Below are 20,162 nucleotides of genomic sequence, written 5' to 3' on the forward strand. Positions count from 1 at the left end.
GCAACTTTAAGGAACAGAGAATGTATACAGCACGTTTAAGCCTGCTGGCGGTGGCAGTCACAGCGCTGCTCGGCAGCGGCGCGGCACTGGCAAGCCAGAGCACGGTTGATGCCATCAGCCAGTTCAATCTGAACTACGCCGTAAAAGATAACTTTGCCGCACAGCATGGTGTTGATTGTGCGAAGCTCGGCGCAGACTGGGCCTCCTGCAACAAAGCGGTGATCACGCTGACCAACAGTGGGGAAGCGGTAACCGATAAAGCGTGGGCGATCTACTTCCACAGCATTCGTCCCATTCTGCACGTCGCGAACCCGCAGTTCAAAGTGACCCATATTATGGGAGACCTGCATAAACTCGAGCCTACCGAGCAATTTACCGGTTTTCCGGCGAAGCAGTCCGTCGAGATCCCGATTGTGAATGAGTACTGGCAACTCTTTATTACCGATGTGCTGCCGCGCTGGTATGTCACGGGAGAGGAAGCGTCGCCGAAAACCATCGCCAATACCAATACGGAAGATCTTGCCCAGTTCGTCACGCCGCTCGGCGAGCAGTGGAAGCGGACACCAGACGATAACAATATCCTGATGACCGCCGAAGCACGCTTTGCGCAAAACAGCGATATCAAAGCAATGAACCTCGCCTCGCTACGCGGGCAGATTGTGCCGACGCCGCGCGAGGTAAAAATTTACGCTCGGGATATCGATCTCAGCCAGGGGGTAAAATTCGACCTCTCGGCGCTGCTGCCCGATGCGCAGAACGCTATCAAAGCGCGCTTCGCCATGCTCGGCGTGAAAGAGGGGAGTTATCTGCTACGTACCGAGATTGCCCGCAAAGCGTTCAAAGATGACGAGGCGATCAACGGTGCCTATCAGCTGCGTATCAGCGATAAAGAGGCGGTGGTGACCGGTTTTGATCAGAGCGGCGTATTCTATGGCCTGCAATCCCTGCTTTCGCTTCTTCCCGCGCAGGGACCTATAACCCTCCCCGCCCTGACGGCGAAAGATGCGCCGCGCTTCGACTACCGCGGTATCCATCTTGATGTCGGACGCAATTTTCACAGTAAAGCGGCTGTGCTGCGCCTGCTGGATCAGATGGCGGCTTATAAGCTGAATAAATTCCACTTCCATCTGACGGACGATGAAGGGTGGCGTATTGAAATTCCGGGGCTGCCTGAGCTGACGGCCATTGGTAGCCAGCGTTGCCACGATCTGAGCGAGAAGCAGTGCCTGTTGCCGCAGCTGGGATCGGGGCCAGATCGTGATAACAACGGCAGCGGCTACTTTACCCGCGCCGACTATATTGAAATCCTCAAATATGCCAAAGCGCGGCACATTGAGGTGATCCCGGAGATCGACATGCCCGCCCATGCGCGCGCGGCGGTCATCTCGATGGAGGCACGTTATCATCGCCTGATAAAAGAGGGCAAAGAGGAGCGTGAGGCGGCGCGCTACCGCCTGCTCGATCCGACAGATACCTCCGTTACCGCTGGCGTACAGTTCTATGACCGCACTGGCTACCTTAATCCGTGCCTGGACTCCTCACGCAACTTTGTCGATAAGGTGATGGGCGAAATCCAGCAGATGCACAGGGAAGCGGGCTTGCCGCTGCACACCTGGCACTTTGGCGGCGATGAGGCGAAAAACATCTACCTGGGTGCTGGCTATACGGATATGAAAGATCCGCAGCCGGGTAAAGGCATTATCGATCAGAGCAAGCAGGATAAGCCGTGGGCCAAATCTGAGGCCTGCCGGGCGATGATTAAAGCTGGAAAAGTGAGCGATGTTGGTCACCTCTCCAGCTACTTTGGCGCAGAGGTTAGCAAGCTGGTTAAGGCGCATGGCATTGAGGTGATGCAGGCCTGGCAGGATGGGTTGAAAGATGCCAAAGACGCCTCAGTGTTTGCCACCAAAAACGTCAATGTCAACTTCTGGGATGCGCTCTACTGGGGCGGTTTCGATTCCGTCAACGACTGGGCGAATAAAGGCTTCCGCGTAGTGGTTTCCAATCCGGACTATGTCTATCTCGACTTCCCGAGCGAAGTTCACCCGGCGGAAAGCGGCTACTACTGGGGAACACGTTTCAGCGATGAGCGCAAGATTTTCAGCTTTGCGCCGGACAACATGCCGCAGAATGCAGAAACGTCGCTCGATCGTGATGGCAACGCCTTCACCGCCAAATCAGACAAGCCGTGGCCGGGTGCCTACGGGCTTTCCGCCCAGCTGTGGAGCGAAGTGGTGCGTACGGACGAGCAGATGGAGTACATGATCTATCCCCGTCTGGTCGCCGTTGCGGAGCGGGCATGGCATCGTGCAAGCTGGGAGCTGGATTATCAGGCGGGACGCGAATACAAAGGTGGCGAGACACAGTGGGTCGATCAGAAGGCGCTTACGGCTGACTGGCAGCGTTTTGCCAATCTGGTAGGGCAGCGCGAGCTGGCGAAGCTGGACAAAGCCGGCATTCATTATCGTCTGCCAGTGCCAGGGGCGCGTATTATCGACGGTGTACTTGAGGTCAACACCCGCTTCCCGGGGCTGGTGGTAGAGTACTCCCTCGATCGCGGTAAAACATGGCAGCGATATGATGCGAAAGCGCGCTTACGGATCGATGGAGAGGTGCAGGTGCGCACCTCAAGTCCGGATGGCAAACGCGTTAGCCGTGTCGATACGCTGAAAGCCTGATCGCTTTCCGGCATGAGCGGCGCAGCCATTTAACGCGTCGCTCATCCGCCAGGCATAAAAAAAGCCAACCTGACGGTTGGCTTTTTAACGTTCAGAAGAACTTATTTAGCATCGTGCGCGTGTTCATCTTCGCGACAGTCGCCTTCGGCGCAGTGACCATAAAGGTAGAGACTGTGGTTCGTCAGGCGGATACCGTGTTTAGCGGCAATTTCGCGCTGGCGTAATTCGATGGAATCATCACTGAATTCGATAACTTTACCGCAGTCGAGGCAGATAAGGTGATCGTGGTGATGCTGCTGCGTCAGTTCGAAAACAGACTTGCCGCCTTCGAAGTTGTGACGGGTGACAATCCCGGCGTCATCAAACTGGTTAAGCACACGGTATACCGTTGCCAGACCAATCTCTTCACCCATGTCGATCAGACGCTTATAAAGATCTTCCGCACTGACATGATGGTTATCCGGCTCCTGAAGCACTTCCAGAATTTTTAAACGTGGAAGCGTGACTTTCAGGCCGGCCTTCTTTAATGCGGTATTGTTGTCAGTCATGCGGAATCTGTCCTGTTGCTATACGATTCACTTCCTTCTCGGAAGTTATAAGGAATGCACCCGGGCGAATGCGTATCATTATAGAACTGCCATGTATAAATGAAAACTGCAAGCCCTCAAGTAAAGTAAGCTTTTGAAACGTGGTATCGCCGACAACTCCCGGTCGGAGGCACCGCGTTAAGCAGGGCTTATTGTACAGGGATGAGTAGGAAAGTTAAAAAAATGTAGCAATTATTTCGATTGCTTTTACCTATTGATACGGCGCAACCAGCAGATTGCGCCGTAAAAATCAGGCATTCAGGATTTCATCCAGATGCAGCTCTTCAGAAACCTGCTTCACCCACTTCTGCACGCGCTCGGCGGTCAGTTCTGGCTGACGGTCTTCATCAATCGCCAGACCCAGGAAGTGATCGTCATCCGCCAGGCCTTTTGACGCTTCGAAATGGTAACCGGCAGTCGGCCAGTGACCCACAATGGTCGCACCGCGCGGTTCGATAATGTCGCGAATGGTGCCCAGCGCATCACAGAAGTACTCAGCGTAATCTTCCTGGTCGCCGCAGCCGAACAGCGCCACTAACTTACCATTAAAATCAATCTCTTCCAGCGTCGGGAAGAAGTCGTCCCAGTCGCACTGCGCTTCACCGTAATACCAGGTCGGAATGCCGAGCAACAGGATGTCATACCCTTCGATATCTTCCTTACTGCTCTTGGCAATGTCATGAACATCGGCGACGTCTTTACCAAGCTGGCTCTGGATCATTTTGGCGATGTTTTCGGTGTTGCCGGTGTCGCTGCCGAAGAAAATGCCTGTAATTGCCATGAGTAAAATAACCTCTTGAATCTTAATGAGTATAGGGGGAGCGCTAAGCCCACAGATAAGGGCAATCATAGCAGAACAGAGAAGAACGCGGAAACTGCTATTGCCGCGGACTGCACTGTATGCCACATGAAAAGGGGAATTTGACGATGATTCAGAAGAATCGCTATCCGCGCAGGGCTTTAAGCTGCGCCAGCAGCATCTCTTCAATCAGTTCGCTGCGGCTAATCTCGCGCGCTTCGGCCAGCTCATTTAAAGCTTCGACCGCATCCGCATTCAGTTTCAGTTCGACGCGCTTAAGCCCACGAACCTTATCGCGTTTAAGCTGATTGCGTTTATTAATGCGCAACTGTTCATCGCGCGAGAGCGGGTTGGTCTTCGGCCGTCCCGGGCGACGCTCATTCGCGAAGAGATCTAGTGTCGTACGGTCCGTTTGTTCTTTAGCCATGATATGAATACTACGGGAAAACACGCAATCGGGCCGCTGCCCGGGCTGAATAGCGCGCCATCATACATCACCAGCATCGGCACGCCAACGACCGGGCGCGTTGAAACGACCGGTCGCCGCCTTTTTAATCAGTTGACATTACTCTGCCAGGTAACGGCGGATAGCCCGCAGCACCGCATCAGGTTTCTCTGCATGTACCCAATGCCCGGCACCTGCAATGACGTACGCCCTCGCCTGGGGAAACTGCGCGAGCAGCGCATCGCGGTAGGCATCGGTCACATAAGAGGAGTTGCCGCCGCAGACAAACAGGGCAGGTCTATCCCACGCTGGAATAGTCTCCCAGCCAACGATATTGGCGTATTGATCCCACAGCACCGGCACGTTAAAGCGCCACTCGCCGTCAACGAAGGATTTCAGTAAGAACTGAACCACACCCTCTTCATCAAGCTGCTCACGCATCAGCGCCGCCGCCTGCTGGCGCGACGAAATGTTCGCTTCGCTGACAGCGTTGATGGCGGCAAAGATCTCATCGTGGCGGCGCACCTTATAATCCACAGGCGCCATATCAATCGCCACCAGGCGATCGATGCGTTCGGGAGCCAGCGCCGTGAGCGCCATCACCGCTTTGCCGCCCATGGAGTGGCCGATAAAAGTCGCTTTTTCAATCTGATGGGCATCCAGCGTGTCAAGCAGATCCTGCGCCATCGCCCTATAGTTCATCTCCGGCGAGCGGGGTGATGCGCCGTGGTTGCGCATATCCACCTGCAGCACATCGTGATCCTGCACAAGGTCACGGGCGAGCACGCCAAGGTTATCGAGGCTGCCAAAAAGGCCGTGAACCAGCACAATCGGGGAATTGTTGTGCGGATGTTGTGCAGTTTGCGCGCGCGTGTTCAATTTCATGGCAAAGTTCTTTTTTTCACTCCAACGGGTTAGGTTATTATGGTGGACATTCTGCCGCCCGGCTGCAAGGCTAAGCATTACTCTGAGTTTTGCTGCCACCCTGGTGTGTGCCTATCCGCTGTTGGGATTTCGCTTTATAATCCCAACACTTGTATTCAGATTTCATATAGCACTGGATTAAGATGAAAACGATTGAAGTTGATGATGAGCTCTACAGTTATATTGCCAGCCATACTAAGCACATTGGCGAGAGCGCATCCGAGATTTTACGGCGTATGCTGAAGTTCTCCGCCGCATCATCGTCTCCCTCTGCAGCGCCTGCCGCGCCGGTGAAAGAGACACGCGCCGCAAGCGTTGTCGACGAGGTCAAACCGGCCAACACCACCCGGGATAAAGTCCGCGCTGTTCGCGAACTTCTGCTCTCCGACGAATATGCCGAGCAGAAAAAAGCGGTTAATCGCTTTCTGCTAATCCTGTCTACACTCTATTCACTCGATGACAAAGGGTTTACGGAATCCACTGAATCTCTGCATGGTCGCACGCGCGTATACTTTGCCGCTGATGAGCGCACCCTGCTGCAGAACGGCAACCAGACCAAGCCGAAGCAAGTGCCGAACACCCCTTATTGGGTCATCACCAACACGAATACGGGTCGTAAATGCAGCATGATTGAGCACATCATGCAATCAATGCAGTTCCCCGCGGAGCTGATTGAGAAAGTTTGCGGCACAATTTAATCCTTGCATCAAAAGGACGAAGCAATGGCAAACCATCCGCGTGCCGGGCAACCTGCACAACAGGGCGATTTGATTAACGTCGCGCAGTTGACTGCGCAGTACTATGTGTTGAAACCGGAAGTTGGCAATGCTGACCATGCGGTGAAATTTGGTACCTCAGGTCACCGTGGTAGCGCATGGCGTCACAGCTTTAACGAACCGCATATTCTCGCTATCGCCCAGGCGATTGCCGAAGAGCGTGCGAAAAACGGCATCACCGGGCCGTGCTATGTCGGTAAAGACACGCACGCCCTCTCTGAGCCGGCGTTTATCTCCGTGCTGGAAGTGCTGGCTGCCAACGGCGTCGATATCATCGTGCAGGAAAATAACGGCTTTACGCCGACGCCTGCTATCTCCAACGCCATCCTTATGCACAACAAAAAGGGGGGTGCGCAGGCGGATGGCATCGTGATTACGCCCTCCCACAACCCGCCGGAAGATGGCGGCATCAAATACAATCCGCCGAACGGCGGCCCGGCCGACACCAACGTCACGAAAGTGGTGGAAGATCGCGCTAACGCGCTGCTGGCCGACGATCTTAAAGGTGTAAAACGCATCTCTCTGGATGCCGCGATGGCTTCCGGTCACGTCACTGAAAAAGATCTGGTTCAGCCGTTTATTGAAGGGCTGGCAGAGATTGTCGATATGGCGGCAATCCAGAAAGCGGGCCTGAAACTGGGCGTCGATCCGCTGGGCGGCTCCGGAATTGAGTACTGGAAACGTATCGCCGAGCACTACAAGCTCGATCTCACCATCGTTAATGATGAAGTCGACCAGACCTTCCGCTTTATGCACCTCGATAAAGATGGCGCGATCCGCATGGACTGCTCCTCCGAGTGCGCGATGGCCGGTCTGCTGGCGCTGCGCGATAAGTTTGACCTGGCGTTCGCCAACGACCCGGATTACGACCGCCACGGCATCGTCACGCCGGCTGGGCTGATGAACCCGAACCACTATCTGGCGGTAGCGATCAACTATCTGTTCCAGCATCGTCCGCAGTGGGGCAACGATGTCGCCGTCGGTAAAACGCTGGTCTCCTCGGCGATGATTGACCGCGTGGTTAACGACCTTGGCCGCAAGCTGGTGGAAGTGCCGGTGGGCTTTAAGTGGTTTGTCGATGGTCTGCACGACGGCAGCTTCGGCTTCGGCGGTGAAGAGAGCGCGGGCGCCTCGTTCCTGCGCTTCGATGGCACGCCGTGGTCCACGGATAAAGATGGCATCATCATGTGCCTGCTGGCGGCAGAGATCACTGCGGTGACCGGTAAAAACACGCAGCAGCACTATGACGAACTGGCTGCCCGCTTTGGCGCGCCAAGCTACAACCGTCTGCAGGCTGCAGCCTCGTCCGCGCAGAAAGCGGCGTTGTCTAAACTCTCTCCTGAAATGGTGAGCGCCAGCACGCTGGCGGGTGACGCGATCACCGCTCGCCTGACCGCAGCACCAGGTAACGGCGCCTCGATTGGCGGCCTGAAAGTGATGACCGACAATGGCTGGTTTGCCGCGCGTCCGTCCGGCACCGAAGACGCCTACAAAATTTACTGCGAAAGTTTCCTCGGCGACGAACACCGTAAGCTGATTGAGAAAGAAGCGGTAGAAATTGTCAGCGAAGTGCTGAAAAACGCGTAAATCGCGGCACAGCAAAAAGGCTCCCTCGGGAGCCTTTTTTGTGTCGGATGGCGGCTGACGCCTTATCCGACCTACAACTGCATGAAACGCTAAACCTGAAACCCGTAGGCCGGATAAGCGCAGCGCCATCCGGCAATCAGATTGCATGGAACACCTAACCCGTAGGCCGGTTAAGCGTAGCGCCATCCGGCAATCCAACGGCTACCATTACGCCTCACAACATAAACCGGTACCCGATCCCGGTCTCGGTCAACAGGTGACGCGGGCGCGCCGGATCGCTCTCCAGCTTTTGTCGCAAATGGCCCATATAAATTCGCAGATAGTGGCTATGCTCAACGGCATTCGGCCCCCACACCTGGCTTAACAACTGGCGCTGGGTCAGCACTTTGCCGTGGTTATTGAGCAGCACCGCCAGCAGGCGAAACTCAATCGGCGTCAGGTGGATCTCCTCGTCGCCGCGCTGGATGCGGCGGCTGGCGAGATCAACACGGATATCGCCAAAGGTCATCACCGGTTCGCCCGGCGTACTGGCGGCATGGCGGCGCAGCGCAACCCGCAGCCGCGCCTGCAACTCGCCAATGCCGAAGGGTTTACTGAGGTAATCATCCGCACCCGCATCCAGTGCGGCGATCTTGTCGCTCTCTTCGATACGTGCCGACAGAACAATAATCGGCATCTGGCTCCACTGGCGCACATCGCGGATAAAATCGAGACCGTCGCCGTCCGGCAAACCGAGGTCGAGGATCGCCAGATCCGGCTTGCGCGTTGCCGCTTCAATTAACCCGCGCTGCAGCGTCTGCGCTTCGTGCACGCGCAGCCCCTCTGCTTCCAGCGCGGTGCGCAGAAAGCGGCGGATGGCCTGTTCATCTTCGACAATCAGAACGTTAATCACAGATCCTCGGGTAATTCATCCAGTTGCGGGGGCGTTTCCCGTGCGAGTGTAACATAAAAGCGCGCGCCTCCCTGTGGACGGTTTTGTGCGTCGATGGTGCCGCCATGCACCTCGACAATCGCCTGGCAAATCGCCAGCCCCAGGCCAACGCCGGGGATGGCCGACTCCTTGGTCCCGCGCGCAAATTTTTCAAAAATGGCGTGCTCCTGACCCGGCGGGATCCCCGGCCCGTTATCCCACACCTCCAGCGTCCACCTGGTCGGTGTGCTGTGCGATTCAATACCAATCTGCGCGCCGGAACCGGCATATTTCACCGCGTTTTCCAGCAGGTTGATCAACACGCGCTCGAACAGCGGGCCATCAACATGCACCAGCATCAGCGGGTCGGGCAGCGACAGCGCAATATGTTGCCCGCCCAGCACCGGCTCAAGGGTACGCAGCGCACTGCCGACGACCTCTTCCAGCGTCAGCCACTCACGTTTTAAATTAAAGCCGCCAGACTGGATACGCGCCATATCCAGCAGATTATTTACCAGCCGGGTGGTGTTGAGCACATGCTGACGGATCTCGTTGGCCTGCGGGGCATGTTTTGACCCTTCGCTGGCGAGATCCAGCGTCAGGATCTCCGCCTGACCAAACAGCACGGTGAGCGGGGTGCGCAGATCGTGGGAGAGGGCGGCCAGTAGCGAGTTGCGCAGGCTCTCGCGCTCGCTTGCAAGCCGCGCCTGCTCTTCACGCGTTGCCAGCGCCTGGCGCTCGAGCGCATTCGCGACCAGCAGGGTGAAGGTTTCCAGCAGCCGCTGCTGCTCGGGGATCATCAGCTGGCGCAGATTCGCCGGCTCCACAATCAGCAAGCCATAAACAGTATCATCATTTTTTAGCGGCAAGATTTGATAGGGCACGCCGGGTAGCGTATCGGTGCCGGCGCCCGCAGGCTGGCCCTTATCAAAACTCCAGCGGGCAATGGCATCATCCCACGGCGTCATGCCCTGATTTTCAGTGACCGCCGCCAGTTTGCCCTCGCTATTCGGCAACAGTAGTTTGCTGCGCGCCTCGAAGGTGGAGTGAATAAAGGTTTCGCTGGTGGCGGCGATATCCTGATTATTGCGTCCCGCCGCCAGCGCTTTCGACATCTCGTAGAGATGACGTGTGCGCCGCTCGCGGTAACGCGCCACCCTCGCCTGGTAACGCACGCCGGCGGTCAGGTTGCCAATCACCAGCCCGACGGTCAGCATCACGCCAAAGGTGAGCAGATACTGCACATCCGACACCGCCAGCGTGCCGCGCGGCGAGATAAAAAAGAGATCGAAGCTGAGAACATTAATCACCGTGGCGAAAGCCGATGGCCAGCGGCCATAGAACAGCGCCACCAGCACCACGCCCAGCAGGTAGATCATCACCAGGTTGGTGGCCTCAAACGCCGTCAGCCACTGCAAGGCGATAAAGGTGATCGCCGCGCAAAGCGCCAGCGCGACCGCACAACCGGTGAGCTGAACGCGCCAGCGGTCGAAAAAGGGGCGGGAATCGCCGCTGCGCGCCGGTAGCGTCTGGGGGCTCTCCTGCAGGGCAATAATCACCAGATCGAGATCCGGCGCGCGGCGCGCCAGGCGGTCAGCGAAGGATTCACGGTGCCACCAGCGACGGTTATCGCGTCGGCCAATCAGGATTTTGCCGAGGTTATGTTCGCGGGCGTAGCGCAATATTGCGCGATCTTCTGCCGGGTCGGCGAGGGTTGCCGTCTCGGCGCCCAGCTCCTGGGCCAGCCGCAGGGCGCTTAAGATTGCCCGCCGCTGTGACTCCGGTAATTTGTGCAGGGTTGGGGTTTCAACATAGACCGCATGCCAGGCGCTGCCGAGCTTCGCCGCCAGCCTTGCTGCGGTGCGGATCAGTTTCTCGTTGCCCGCGCCGTGGCCGACGCAGAGCAGAATGGCGTCGCGGGTATGCCACACCTTCTCTTCACCGAGGCGGTCGCGCCAGGCGCGCATCTGATCATCTACCCGGTCGGCGGTACGCCGTAGCGCCAGCTCGCGCAGCGCAATCAGATTGCCTTTGCGAAAGAAGTGCTCAATGGCGCGCTCCGCCTGGCCGCCAATATAGACTTTGCCTTCATGCAGCCGCTGGCGCAGATCGTCCGGTGGTAGATCGACCAGCACAATCTCATCCGCGCTATCAAAAAAGGGGTCGGGCACCGTTTCGCGCACCTGAATGCCGGTCACGCCGCTGACCACATCATTCAGGCTCTCCAGGTGCTGCACATTAACGGTGGTAAAGACGTCGATGCCGGCTTCCAGCAACTCCTCCACATCCTGCCAGCGTTTCGGATGACGCGAGCCGGGGGCGTTACTGTGCGCCAGCTCATCCATCAGAATCAGCGCCGGACGCCGCGCAAGGGCGGCGTCCAGATCAAACTCATGTACCACGCGCCCGCGGTGGGCGATGCGCCGCACGGGTTGTAGCGGCAAGCCCGCCATCAGCGCGGCGGTCTCTTTGCGCCCGTGCGTCTCCACCACGCCCGGCAGCACGTCCAGCCCCTGCGCCCGCAGCCGCTGCGCTTCCTGCAGCATGGCATAGGTTTTACCCACCCCGGCGCAGGCTCCGAAAAAGATCTTCAGCTTGCCCCGGTGTGCCGTGGCAGCATGTTCCAGTAGGCGGTCGGGGTCAGGGCGCAACGGCTCATCACTCATGCGTTATTTATCCTTCAGCGCATCCAGCGCCAGATTAAGTTCAACCACATTCACCACCGGCTGACCGAGGAAGTTAACCAGCGGTGTTTCGGTGTATTTATTAACCAAATCATTGACCGTCTGTAGCGACAAACCGCGCGCTTGCGCCACACGCGGGCTCTGCCAGCTGGCCGCCTGCGGCGAGAGCTGACCATCCAGCCCGCTGGCTGAAGTGGTTAACAGCTCGACCGGAATCGCTGCCGGTGAGTGCGGATTTGCCGCGCGCAGCTGCGCCACGCGCTCGGCAACCTGCTTATCCAGCTCCGGGTTGCTGCCTGCCAGATTGCTGCCGCCCGAGGCCATCGGATTATAGGGCGCATCGGCTGTCGCGGAGGGGCGACCGTGAAAATAACCTGGCGCAGTAAAATCCTGGCCCAGCAGACGGGAGCCGCGCACCATATCGCCCTGCTGGATCAGCGAGCCGTTCGCCTGGTCGTGAAACCACCACTGCCCAAGGGCGGTGGTCAGCAGCGGGTAGAGCCCGCCGGTGATAAACGTCAGCAGTATTAAAAGCAGAAAGGCGGGACGTAATAAAGCCATCTTTTTCACTCCTTAAACCAGACCGAACAGCGTGAGCAGCAGATCGATTGCTTTGATGCCGATAAATGGCACCAGCAGACCGCCCAGACCATAAATCCACAAGTTGCGGCGCAGCATCGCCGAGGCGGTCAGCGGCTTGTAGCTCACCCCTTTCAGCGCCAGCGGGATGAGGAACACAATCACCAGCGCGTTAAAGATCACCGCACTTAAAATTGCCGAAGAGGGGGAGTGCAGATGCATCACATTCAGCGCGTTTAGCTGCGGATAGGTGGCCGCAAACGCCGCAGGGATGATGGCGAAATATTTCGCCACGTCATTGGCAATACTAAACGTGGTCAGCGACCCGCGCGTCATCAGCATCTGTTTGCCGATATGCACCACCTCGATCAGCTTGGTCGGGTTCGAGTCGAGATCGACCATATTGCCCGCCTCTTTCGCCGCCTGGGTACCGGAGTTCATCGCCACTGCGACATCGGCCTGCGCCAGCGCCGGGGCATCGTTGGTACCGTCGCCGGTCATTGCCACCAGGCGACCTTCGGCCTGATATTGACGAATCAGCGCCAGTTTCGCCTCCGGCGTCGCTTCGGCGAGGAAGTCATCCACACCCGCTTCGGCGGCAATCGCTGCGGCGGTTAAGCGGTTATCGCCGGTGATCATCACGGTTTTAATACCCATCTTACGCAACTGGGCGAAGCGCTCTTTAATGCCGCCTTTGACAATATCTTTCAGCGCGATAACGCCCAGCACGTTGGCCCCTTCTGCCACCACCAGCGGCGTCGCACCCTGGCGGGCCACATTTTCCACGATAGTCTCAACATCCACCGGGAAGTTGCCGCCATTGGCCTCGATATGACGGCGAATCGCATCCACCGAGCCTTTGCGGATCATGCGATCCTGCACATTAATCCCGCTCATGCGTGTTTGCGCGGTAAAGGGGACGAAGGTCGCCTGCAGGCTCTGCATATCCCGCTCGCGCAGGTTAAAGCGCTGCTTGGCGAGGATCACAATGCTGCGTCCTTCCGGGGTTTCATCAGCTAACGAAGAGAGCTGCGCCGCATCGGCCAGCGTCTTTTCATCGACGCCGCGCGCGGGTAAAAAGTCCGACGCCTGGCGGTTGCCGAGGGTGATGGTGCCGGTTTTATCCAGCAGCAGGACATCAACGTCGCCTGCCGCTTCGACGGCGCGTCCGCTGGTGGCGATCACGTTCGCACCCAGCATGCGGCTCATCCCGGCCACGCCAATTGCCGACAGCAGGCCACCGATGGTGGTCGGGATCAGGCAGACCAGCAGCGCAACCAGCACCGTGACGCTGACCGCTGTGCCGCCATAAACCGAGAAGGGCCACAGCGTGGCGGTCGCCAGCAGGAAGACAATGGTTAGCGCCACCAGCAGAATGGTCAGCGCGATCTCATTAGGGGTTTTGCGCCGCTGGGCACCTTCGACCATGGCGATCATGCGATCGAGAAAGGTTTCGCCCGGGTTGACGCTGCACTGGATCACCAGCCAGTCAGAGAGGATACGCGTGCCGCCAGTCACAGAGGCAAAATCGCCGCCGGACTCGCGGATCACCGGCGCGGATTCACCGGTAATGGCGCTCTCATCCACCGACGCACCGCCTTCGATCACCTCGCCGTCGCAGGGAATAATATCTCCCGCTTCAACCAGCACCACATCCCCTTTGCGTAGCTCATCCGCCGGAACATGATCCATCGGCGCATCGTGCTGCGGCGCGCGCAGTTTGCGGGCAAAGACCGTCTTTTTCACCCCTTTCAGGCTGTTAGCCTGCGCTTTGCTGCGCCCCTCCGCCAGCGCTTCGGCGAAGTTGGCAAACAGCACCGTCACCCACAGCCAGAGGCTGATTGCGCCGGTAAACCACGCGTTACCCACCAGATGGCCGGTTGCCATGGCGATCGCCAGCAGGGTCGTGAGCAGGCTGCCGATCCAGACGATAAACATTACCGGGTTCCGCCACTGCACCTGCGGGCTTAATTTCGTTAAGGAACCCATCAGCGCCTGGCGAACAAGGTTCGCGTCAAACAGGGCCAGTTGTTTGCGACTCATAATAGTGGTCTCCGCCAGACTCAAAACTGAAGGTATTCCGCCACCGGGCCGAGGGCCAGGGCAGGAATAAAGGTCAATGCGCCAACCAGCAGCACGGTGCCGATCAGCAGGCCGATAAAGAGCGGGCCGTGGGTCGGCAGGGTGCCGGAGCTGGTGGGCTGAATTTTTTTACTCACCAGCGAGCCCGCAATTGCCAGCACCGGCACAATCACGCCGAAGCGGCCGACAAACATGCAGAAGGCGAGCAGACAGTTCCAGAATGGCGTGTTGGCGCTCAGGCCAGCAAAGGCGCTGCCGTTGTTGTTGGCGGCAGAGGAGACGGCATACAGCACTTCACTGAAGCCATGAATGCCGGGGTTAAACATACCGCTACGCCCGGCGTCGGTCATCATCGCCAGCGCCGTACCGATCAGCACCAGTGCCGGGGTGACAAGGATCGCCAGCGCGGTCATTTTCATTTCGCGGACATCAATTTTTTTACCGAGGAACTCCGGCGTGCGGCCAATCATCAGCCCGGCGATAAATACCGCCAGCAGAACAAACAGCAGCATGCCGTAGAGGCCTGAGCCGACGCCACCAAACACCACTTCGCCAATCTGCATTAACCACATCGGGATCATGCCGCCGAGCGCGGTGAAAGAGTCATGCATGGCGTTGACCGCACCGCAGGAAGCAGCGGTAGTCACCACGGCGTAAAGGCTGCTGGCGAGGATGCCGAAGCGGCTCTCTTTACCTTCCATATTGATAGTGCTGTCGCCGCCGAGCGTCAGGAAGTGCGGATTACCTTGCCACTCGGCCCACATCACAATCGCCACGCAGACGACAAAGATTATCGACATCGCCCACAGCAGCATCTGCCCCTGGCGGCGATCGCTCACCGCTTCACCAAAGGCGAAACAGAGTGCGGCAGGGATCAGGAAGATCGCCAGCATCTGCACAAAGTTGGTCAGCGCGGTAGGGTTTTCAAACGGATGGGAGGAGTTGGCGTTAAAGAAACCGCCGCCGTTGGTGCCAAGCATTTTAATCGCTTCCTGCGAGGCGACCGGGCCCATCGGCATCAGGTGCTTAACCCCTTCAAGAGAGGTGTAGGGCTGGTAGGGGAGCAGGTTTTGCAGCGTCCCTTGCTGGATAAAAAAGAGGGCGATCAGCAGCGCCAGCGGCAGCAGTACCCAGAGCGTAATGCGCGTCAGATCGACCCATGCGTTGCCCAGCGTCTCCATGCTGCGGCGGGCGAAGGCGCGGATCAGCGCAAACACCACCGCAATGCCGGTAGCGGCTGAGAGGAAGTTCTGTACCGTCAGGCCCACCATCTGGCTAAAGTAACTCAGCGTGCTTTCACCAGCATAGGATTGCCAGTTGGTATTGCTGACAAAGCTGACGGCAGTGTTGAGTGCCAGATGCCAGGAGAGGCCAGGCAGGTTCTGCGGGTTCAGCGGCAGAATGCCTTGCAGCATCAGCAGGGCAAACAGCAGGAGGAGGCCCAACAGGTTGAGCCCCAGGATCGCCAGCAGATAGTGTCGCCAGTTCATTTCACGGGTGTCGATGCCTAACCCGCGCCAGAGGAGATTCTCAACCGCGCCGACGCCCGGCAAGGGCTGCCCGGCAATCAGCTTCGCCAGCAGCGAGCCAAGCGGGCGCGCCAGCAGGAACAGCACCAGCAAAAAGCCGGCAACCAGAAGAAACGCTTGAGCGGCCATTAAAATGCCTCCGCGTTTAACAGGGCGTAAATCAGGTAGCCCAATAACAGGAAAACCAGCACGATGCCGATTAGCACGCCTGCACTCACAGTTCACCTCCGGGGTGATTTAAGGATGTGCAGAGAGGCTAATTTTTCAGGCGCAAAGATTTCGCAAAAATCCCCGGGCGGGGTGTAAAAAAAGTATAAAAATGAATGAAAAATGAACGATTTGTAGGCCGGATAAGCGCAGCGCCATCCGGCATTATCACCGCGGCACCAATTGCCGGATGGTGGCTATGCCTTATCCGGCCTACCAAAACGCGCCTACAGCCACACCGATGTTGCTTTTATCTGCAATATGACAGCGAGGGGTTGTGTCCCCGCTGAAATCGGCGAACCGAAGCGGGAATGACAAGGTCTGGACGCCATGGATGGCGGACAGAGGCGAACCGAGACAGGATGTCGAGTCGAGCCGACCGCAGTCAGGCACGCGGGAGGTGAGCGCAGTGCGTAGCACCGATTTCCTCGCGGGGCCGCGGGGATTGACAAGGGGGGAGCGGTCCCCCCCCTTGTCCCGTTCACCGCATAAGAGATGAATGAAACTCCCCAATCCATGGTGAACGGAACCCTTCCACCGAAGCCACATACCAGACCCATTGCCGGATGGCGGCTCCGCCTTATCCGGCCTACAGAACCCCTTCCACCGAGGCAACGTGCCGCACCGATTGCCGGATGGCGGCTTCGCCTTTTCCAGCCTACATGATTCCAGCGGCTCCGTTCCGAAAATGCAACATTTAAAACCATTATTTAACCAATGGTTATTTTAAATTTAACCATTTTGTAACTTACTTACGGATTGCGTGTAAATAAACGCGAATCAGATAAAAATAGTGGTCGGATGAGTAGTAAAATTACAAACAAAGCGGTATTATTTTGAGCAGATTTTACTCTCGCAGCGTTTTTTTTGTTACTCACTTACCGCTGCGGTAACTTTTTTCCGGTGACCGATACCGGCCTGACAAAGGGGAGAGATTTATGAACACATATAAAATGTTTCCAGCGCACATTGTGCTGATGCGTCGTGCTTTCGCCGTTGCGGCGGGTCTGTTGGCACTGCCGGTGATGTTGTTCTGGAAGGATCGCGCACGGTTCTACAGCTATCTGCACCGCGTCTGGGCTAAGACCAGCGAGAAACCGGTATGGATGGATCAAGCAGAAAAAGTAACCTGCGACTTTTATTAATCGGGCTACACACAGCAACCCGATCGCGCCACCGCATTTGCGGTGGCTTTTTTTTACCTGCGGCCTTTGACTACAATGATTATGTCTAATCAAGGAGTCGCTATGAGTGAGAAAATCCCTGTCGGCATTAGTGCCTGTTTATTAGGGGAACAAGTCCGTTTTGACGGCGGCCATAAGCGGCTTGCCTTTGCAGTTGAAGAGCTATCACCGTGGATGCGTTTTGAGCCGGTCTGCCCGGAGATGGCCATTGGCCTGCCGGTGCCGCGTCCGGCGCTGCGGTTGGTCAAAGAGGAGAGCGGTGTTTCGCTGCGCTTTAGCGACAAACGGGAAGGTGATTTAACCGAACAGATGGCGCACTTCTCCCGCGAGCGCGTCAGCCGTCTCGACCATTTGTGCGGCTATATCGTTTGCGCTAAATCTCCCTCCTGCGGTATGGAGCGGGTGCGTGTATACGACGCAGATGGCAAAAATAACCGCAAAGCCGGGCGCGGTATCTTCACCGACATTCTGATGGAGACGCATCCATGGCTGCCGGTAGAGGAGGATGGCCGCCTGCACGATCCCCATATCCGTGAGAACTTTGTTGAGCGTATCTACGCCCTGCATGAACTGAACAGCGTACGCGAGCGTGGCCTGACGCGCGGCGAGCTGATCGCCTACCACAGCCGTTACAAACTGCTGCTGCTGGCGCACTCCCAGCCGAAGTACCGCGAGCTGGGGCGTTTTGTCGCTGCCATCCATGAATGGGCCTCCCTTGAGGAGTGGTTTGTCGAGTATCGCCAGCGCTTGATGGATCTGCTCTCACACCAGGCTACCCGCCGTAATCACACCAACGTGCTGATGCATGTCCAGGGCTACTTCCGCAAGCAGCTCAATGCCCGCCAGCGTGAAGAGTTATCGAAACTTATCGACAGCTACCGGCAGGGCATTCAGCCGCTGCTGGCACCCGTCACTTTACTGAAACACTACATGGCTGAGTTCCCGGATGCTTATCTCTCCGGACAGCGCTATTTTGACCCCTGGCCGGAAGCGCTGCGCTTACGTTACGGACATTAGGAGCATTATGACCACCCATCTGGTCTGGTTTCGCACGGATTTGCGCGTGCACGATAACCTCGCGCTGGCGGCGGCCTGCCGTAGCGCGAACGCAACGGTAAAAGCCCTGTTTATCGCGACCCCGAAGCAGTGGCAGCAGCACTTAATGGCACCGCGCCAGGCTGCTCTGATTGCGGCTCATCTCAATGCGCTTCAGCAGTCACTCGCCGAGCGCGGCATTGAGCTTATCTTCCGCGAAGTGGATGACTTTGCCGCCAGCGTGCAGGCGATTGCCGAGGTGTGCGAGCAGGAGCAGGTCAGCCATCTTTTTTATAACTATCAGTATGAACTTAATGAGCGCCAGCGCGATGCGGCGGTGGAGAAGGCGCTGCCTGATGTCGCCTGTCAGGGTTTTGACGACAGCGTAATGCTGGCACCCGGCAGCGTGATGACCGGCAATCGTGAGATGTTTAAAGTTTTCACCCCCTTTAAGAACGCCTTCTTACGCCGTTTAAAAGAGGATCTGCCGGAGTGCGTCGCCGCGCCACAGCCGCGCGAAGGTGGGGCACTTAAAGTGAAGCCGCTATCACTCAACTACCCGCAACAGCCCTTTGACGAAAAACGCTTCCCGCCAGATGAGAAGCAGGCCATCGCCCGCTTGCGCCACTTCTGCCAGCACCAGGTGGCCGAATATGAGCAGCAGCGCGATTTCCCCGCCATTGAGGGCACCAGCCGTCTCTCTGCCAGCCTCGCCATCGGCGCGCTCTCGCCGCGCCAGTGTCTGCACCGCTTGCTCGCTGAGCAGCCGGATGTGCTGGAGGGCGGGCCGGGCGCGGTATGGCTGAGCGAGCTAATCTGGCGCGAATTTTATCGCCATCTCATCACCTACCATCCTGCGCTGTGTAAACATCGCCCGTTTATCTCGTGGACAGAAAAGGTGCAGTGGCAGGATAACCCGCAGCATCTGGAAGCCTGGAAAAAGGGGATGACTGGCTATCCGATTGTTGATGCAGCGATGCGTCAGATGAATGAGACCGGCTGGATGCACAACCGCCTGCGTATGATTACCGCCAGCTTCCTGATCAAAGACCTGCTTATCGACTGGCGGGTAGGAGAGCGCTATTTTATGGCACAGCTGGTGGATGGCGACTACGCGGCGAATAACGGCGGCTGGCAGTGGGCGGCCTCAACGGGTACCGATGCCGCGCCCTACTTCCGTATCTTCAACCCGACCACCCAGGGGGAGCGCTTCGATGCGGACGGCGAGTTTATTCGCCGCTGGCTACCGGAACTGAAAACCGTGCCGCAAAAAGCCATCCATCAACCCTGGGTCTGGGCGGATAAGCAGGGCGTTAAGCTCGATTATCCGCGCCCGATTGTCGATCATAAACAGGCGCGAAGCGCCACGCTGGCGGCCTATGAAGCCGCGCGAAAAGGGTAAGAGTGAGCATGAAAAATACCGAACTGGAAAAATTGATTAATGAAAAACTCAACAGTGCGGCGTTCAGCGATTATGGCCCGAATGGCCTGCAGGTTGAGGGACGAGAGGAAGTAGGGAAGATCGTCACCGGCGTCACCGCAAGCCAGGCGCTGCTTGATGAAGCCGTGCGCCTGGGGGCCGATGCGGTCATCGTCCATCACGGATACTTCTGGAAAAACGAAGCGCCGATCATTCGCGGCATGAAGCGTAACCGCCTGAAAACCCTGCTGGCGAACGATATCAATCTCTACGGCTGGCATCTGCCGCTCGACGCTCACCCGGAACTGGGGAATAACGCGCAGCTTGCGGCACTGCTCGGCATCACGGTGCAGGGGGAGATTGAACCGCTGGTGCCGTGGGGGGAACTCTCGATGCCGGTTCCCGGTCTGGAACTGGCATCATGGATCGAAGCGCGCCTCGGGCGTAAACCGCTGTGGTGCGGCGATACCGGCCCTGCCACCATTACGCGCGTGGCGTGGTGCACCGGCGGCGGTCAGGGCTTTATTGATAAAGCCGCCGCCTTTGGCGTCGATGCCTTTATCACCGGCGAAGTGTCGGAGCAGACGATTCATTCTGCGCGTGAGCAGGGGCTGCACTTCTTCGCGGCCGGGCACCACGCCACCGAGCGCGGCGGCATCCGCGCCCTTGGCGAGTGGCTCACCGCCAATACCGATCTGGATGTGACCTTTATCGATATCCCTAACCCGGCGTAAGG

General features: G+C 57.7%; 17 protein-coding genes. 7 read left to right on the forward strand and 10 right to left on the reverse strand.

Going from position 1 to position 20,162, the window contains the following annotated elements; genetic code table 11:
* Nucleotides 1–20: 20 nt before the first annotated feature.
* Nucleotides 21–2,678: a beta-N-acetylhexosaminidase gene (locus PU683_RS04915; protein ID WP_277170429.1), complete on the forward strand. Its 2,658-nt coding sequence runs from the start codon at nt 21–23 to the stop codon at nt 2,676–2,678.
* A 101-nt stretch (nt 2,679–2,779) separates the two neighbouring features.
* Here the strand turns inward: PU683_RS04915 and fur are convergent, their stop codons facing one another.
* From fur to ybfF, 4 genes are all read right to left on the reverse strand, one after another.
* Nucleotides 2,780–3,226, reverse strand: coding sequence for a ferric iron uptake transcriptional regulator (fur, locus tag PU683_RS04920; protein ID WP_023479956.1), 447 nt, complete (start codon nt 3,224–3,226; stop codon nt 2,780–2,782).
* 289 nt (nt 3,227–3,515) lie between these two features.
* Nucleotides 3,516–4,046 carry a flavodoxin FldA gene (fldA, locus tag PU683_RS04925; protein ID WP_277170430.1) on the reverse strand — a complete coding sequence of 177 codons (531 nt, stop codon included), beginning with the start codon at nt 4,044–4,046 and terminating at the stop codon, nt 3,516–3,518.
* Between the two features lie 163 nt (nt 4,047–4,209).
* Nucleotides 4,210–4,491: a LexA regulated protein gene (gene ybfE, locus PU683_RS04930; RefSeq protein WP_277170431.1), complete on the reverse strand. Its 282-nt coding sequence runs from the start codon at nt 4,489–4,491 to the stop codon at nt 4,210–4,212.
* A 138-nt stretch (nt 4,492–4,629) separates the two neighbouring features.
* Nucleotides 4,630–5,394 (reverse strand): esterase, encoded by a 765-nt coding sequence (gene ybfF, locus PU683_RS04935; protein WP_277170432.1) that lies wholly within the window; start codon nt 5,392–5,394, stop codon nt 4,630–4,632.
* Between the two features lie 182 nt (nt 5,395–5,576).
* Between ybfF and seqA the strand changes: the two genes are divergently transcribed.
* The gene (seqA, locus tag PU683_RS04940) at nt 5,577–6,131 is read left to right on the forward strand and encodes a replication initiation negative regulator SeqA (protein WP_277170433.1); all 555 of its coding nucleotides are present in this window, start codon (nt 5,577–5,579) and stop codon (nt 6,129–6,131) included.
* Nucleotides 6,132–6,155: 24 nt separating this feature from the next.
* Nucleotides 6,156–7,796, forward strand: coding sequence for a phosphoglucomutase (alpha-D-glucose-1,6-bisphosphate-dependent) (pgm, locus tag PU683_RS04945; protein WP_277170434.1), 1,641 nt, complete (start codon nt 6,156–6,158; stop codon nt 7,794–7,796).
* A 214-nt stretch (nt 7,797–8,010) separates the two neighbouring features.
* Here pgm and kdpE read toward each other — a convergent pair whose 3' ends face one another.
* The 6 genes from kdpE to kdpF are packed head-to-tail and all read right to left on the reverse strand — an operon-like array spanning nt 8,011 to nt 15,798.
* The gene (kdpE, locus tag PU683_RS04950; protein WP_277170435.1) at nt 8,011–8,688 is read right to left on the reverse strand and encodes a two-component system response regulator KdpE; all 678 of its coding nucleotides are present in this window, start codon (nt 8,686–8,688) and stop codon (nt 8,011–8,013) included.
* On the reverse strand, nt 8,685–11,372 hold the full coding sequence (kdpD, locus tag PU683_RS04955; protein WP_277170436.1) for a two-component system sensor histidine kinase KdpD: 2,688 nt from the start codon (nt 11,370–11,372) through the stop codon (nt 8,685–8,687). The genes kdpE and kdpD overlap by 4 nt, the downstream gene beginning before the upstream one ends.
* A 3-nt stretch (nt 11,373–11,375) precedes the next feature.
* Entirely contained in the window at nt 11,376–11,951 is a 576-nt protein-coding gene (kdpC, locus tag PU683_RS04960; RefSeq protein WP_277170437.1) for a potassium-transporting ATPase subunit KdpC, read from the reverse strand.
* A gap of 12 nt (nt 11,952–11,963) precedes the next feature.
* A complete protein-coding gene (gene kdpB / locus PU683_RS04965; RefSeq protein WP_277170438.1) occupies nt 11,964–14,012 on the reverse strand; it encodes a potassium-transporting ATPase subunit KdpB in 2,049 nt (682 codons plus the stop codon).
* Nucleotides 14,013–14,032: 20 nt separating this feature from the next.
* Nucleotides 14,033–15,709, reverse strand: a complete 1,677-nt coding sequence (gene kdpA, locus PU683_RS04970; protein ID WP_277170439.1) for a potassium-transporting ATPase subunit KdpA — start codon at nt 15,707–15,709, stop codon at nt 14,033–14,035.
* Nucleotides 15,709–15,798: a K(+)-transporting ATPase subunit F gene (gene kdpF / locus PU683_RS04975; RefSeq protein WP_034813094.1), complete on the reverse strand. Its 90-nt coding sequence runs from the start codon at nt 15,796–15,798 to the stop codon at nt 15,709–15,711. Before kdpF ends, kdpA begins: the two co-directional genes overlap by 1 nt.
* Before the next feature lie 927 nt (nt 15,799–16,725).
* Between kdpF and PU683_RS04980 the strand changes: the two genes are divergently transcribed.
* The 4 genes from PU683_RS04980 (at nt 16,726) to PU683_RS04995 (ending at nt 20,160) form a co-directional block, all read left to right on the forward strand.
* The gene (locus PU683_RS04980) at nt 16,726–16,932 is read left to right on the forward strand and encodes a YbfA family protein (protein ID WP_023478218.1); all 207 of its coding nucleotides are present in this window, start codon (nt 16,726–16,728) and stop codon (nt 16,930–16,932) included.
* A gap of 102 nt (nt 16,933–17,034) precedes the next feature.
* On the forward strand, nt 17,035–17,988 hold the full coding sequence (locus PU683_RS04985; protein WP_124969110.1) for a YbgA family protein: 954 nt from the start codon (nt 17,035–17,037) through the stop codon (nt 17,986–17,988).
* Between the two features lie 7 nt (nt 17,989–17,995).
* Nucleotides 17,996–19,408 carry a deoxyribodipyrimidine photo-lyase gene (phrB, locus tag PU683_RS04990; protein WP_277170440.1) on the forward strand — a complete coding sequence of 471 codons (1,413 nt, stop codon included), beginning with the start codon at nt 17,996–17,998 and terminating at the stop codon, nt 19,406–19,408.
* 8 nt (nt 19,409–19,416) lie between these two features.
* Entirely contained in the window at nt 19,417–20,160 is a 744-nt protein-coding gene (locus tag PU683_RS04995; protein WP_277170441.1) for a type 2 GTP cyclohydrolase I, read from the forward strand.
* Nucleotides 20,161–20,162 lie beyond the last annotated feature (2 nt).

The organism is Candidatus Kosakonia sp. 282A-S69, from assembly GCF_029433855.1.
Taxonomy (GTDB): domain Bacteria; phylum Pseudomonadota; class Gammaproteobacteria; order Enterobacterales; family Enterobacteriaceae; genus Kosakonia; species Kosakonia cowanii_A.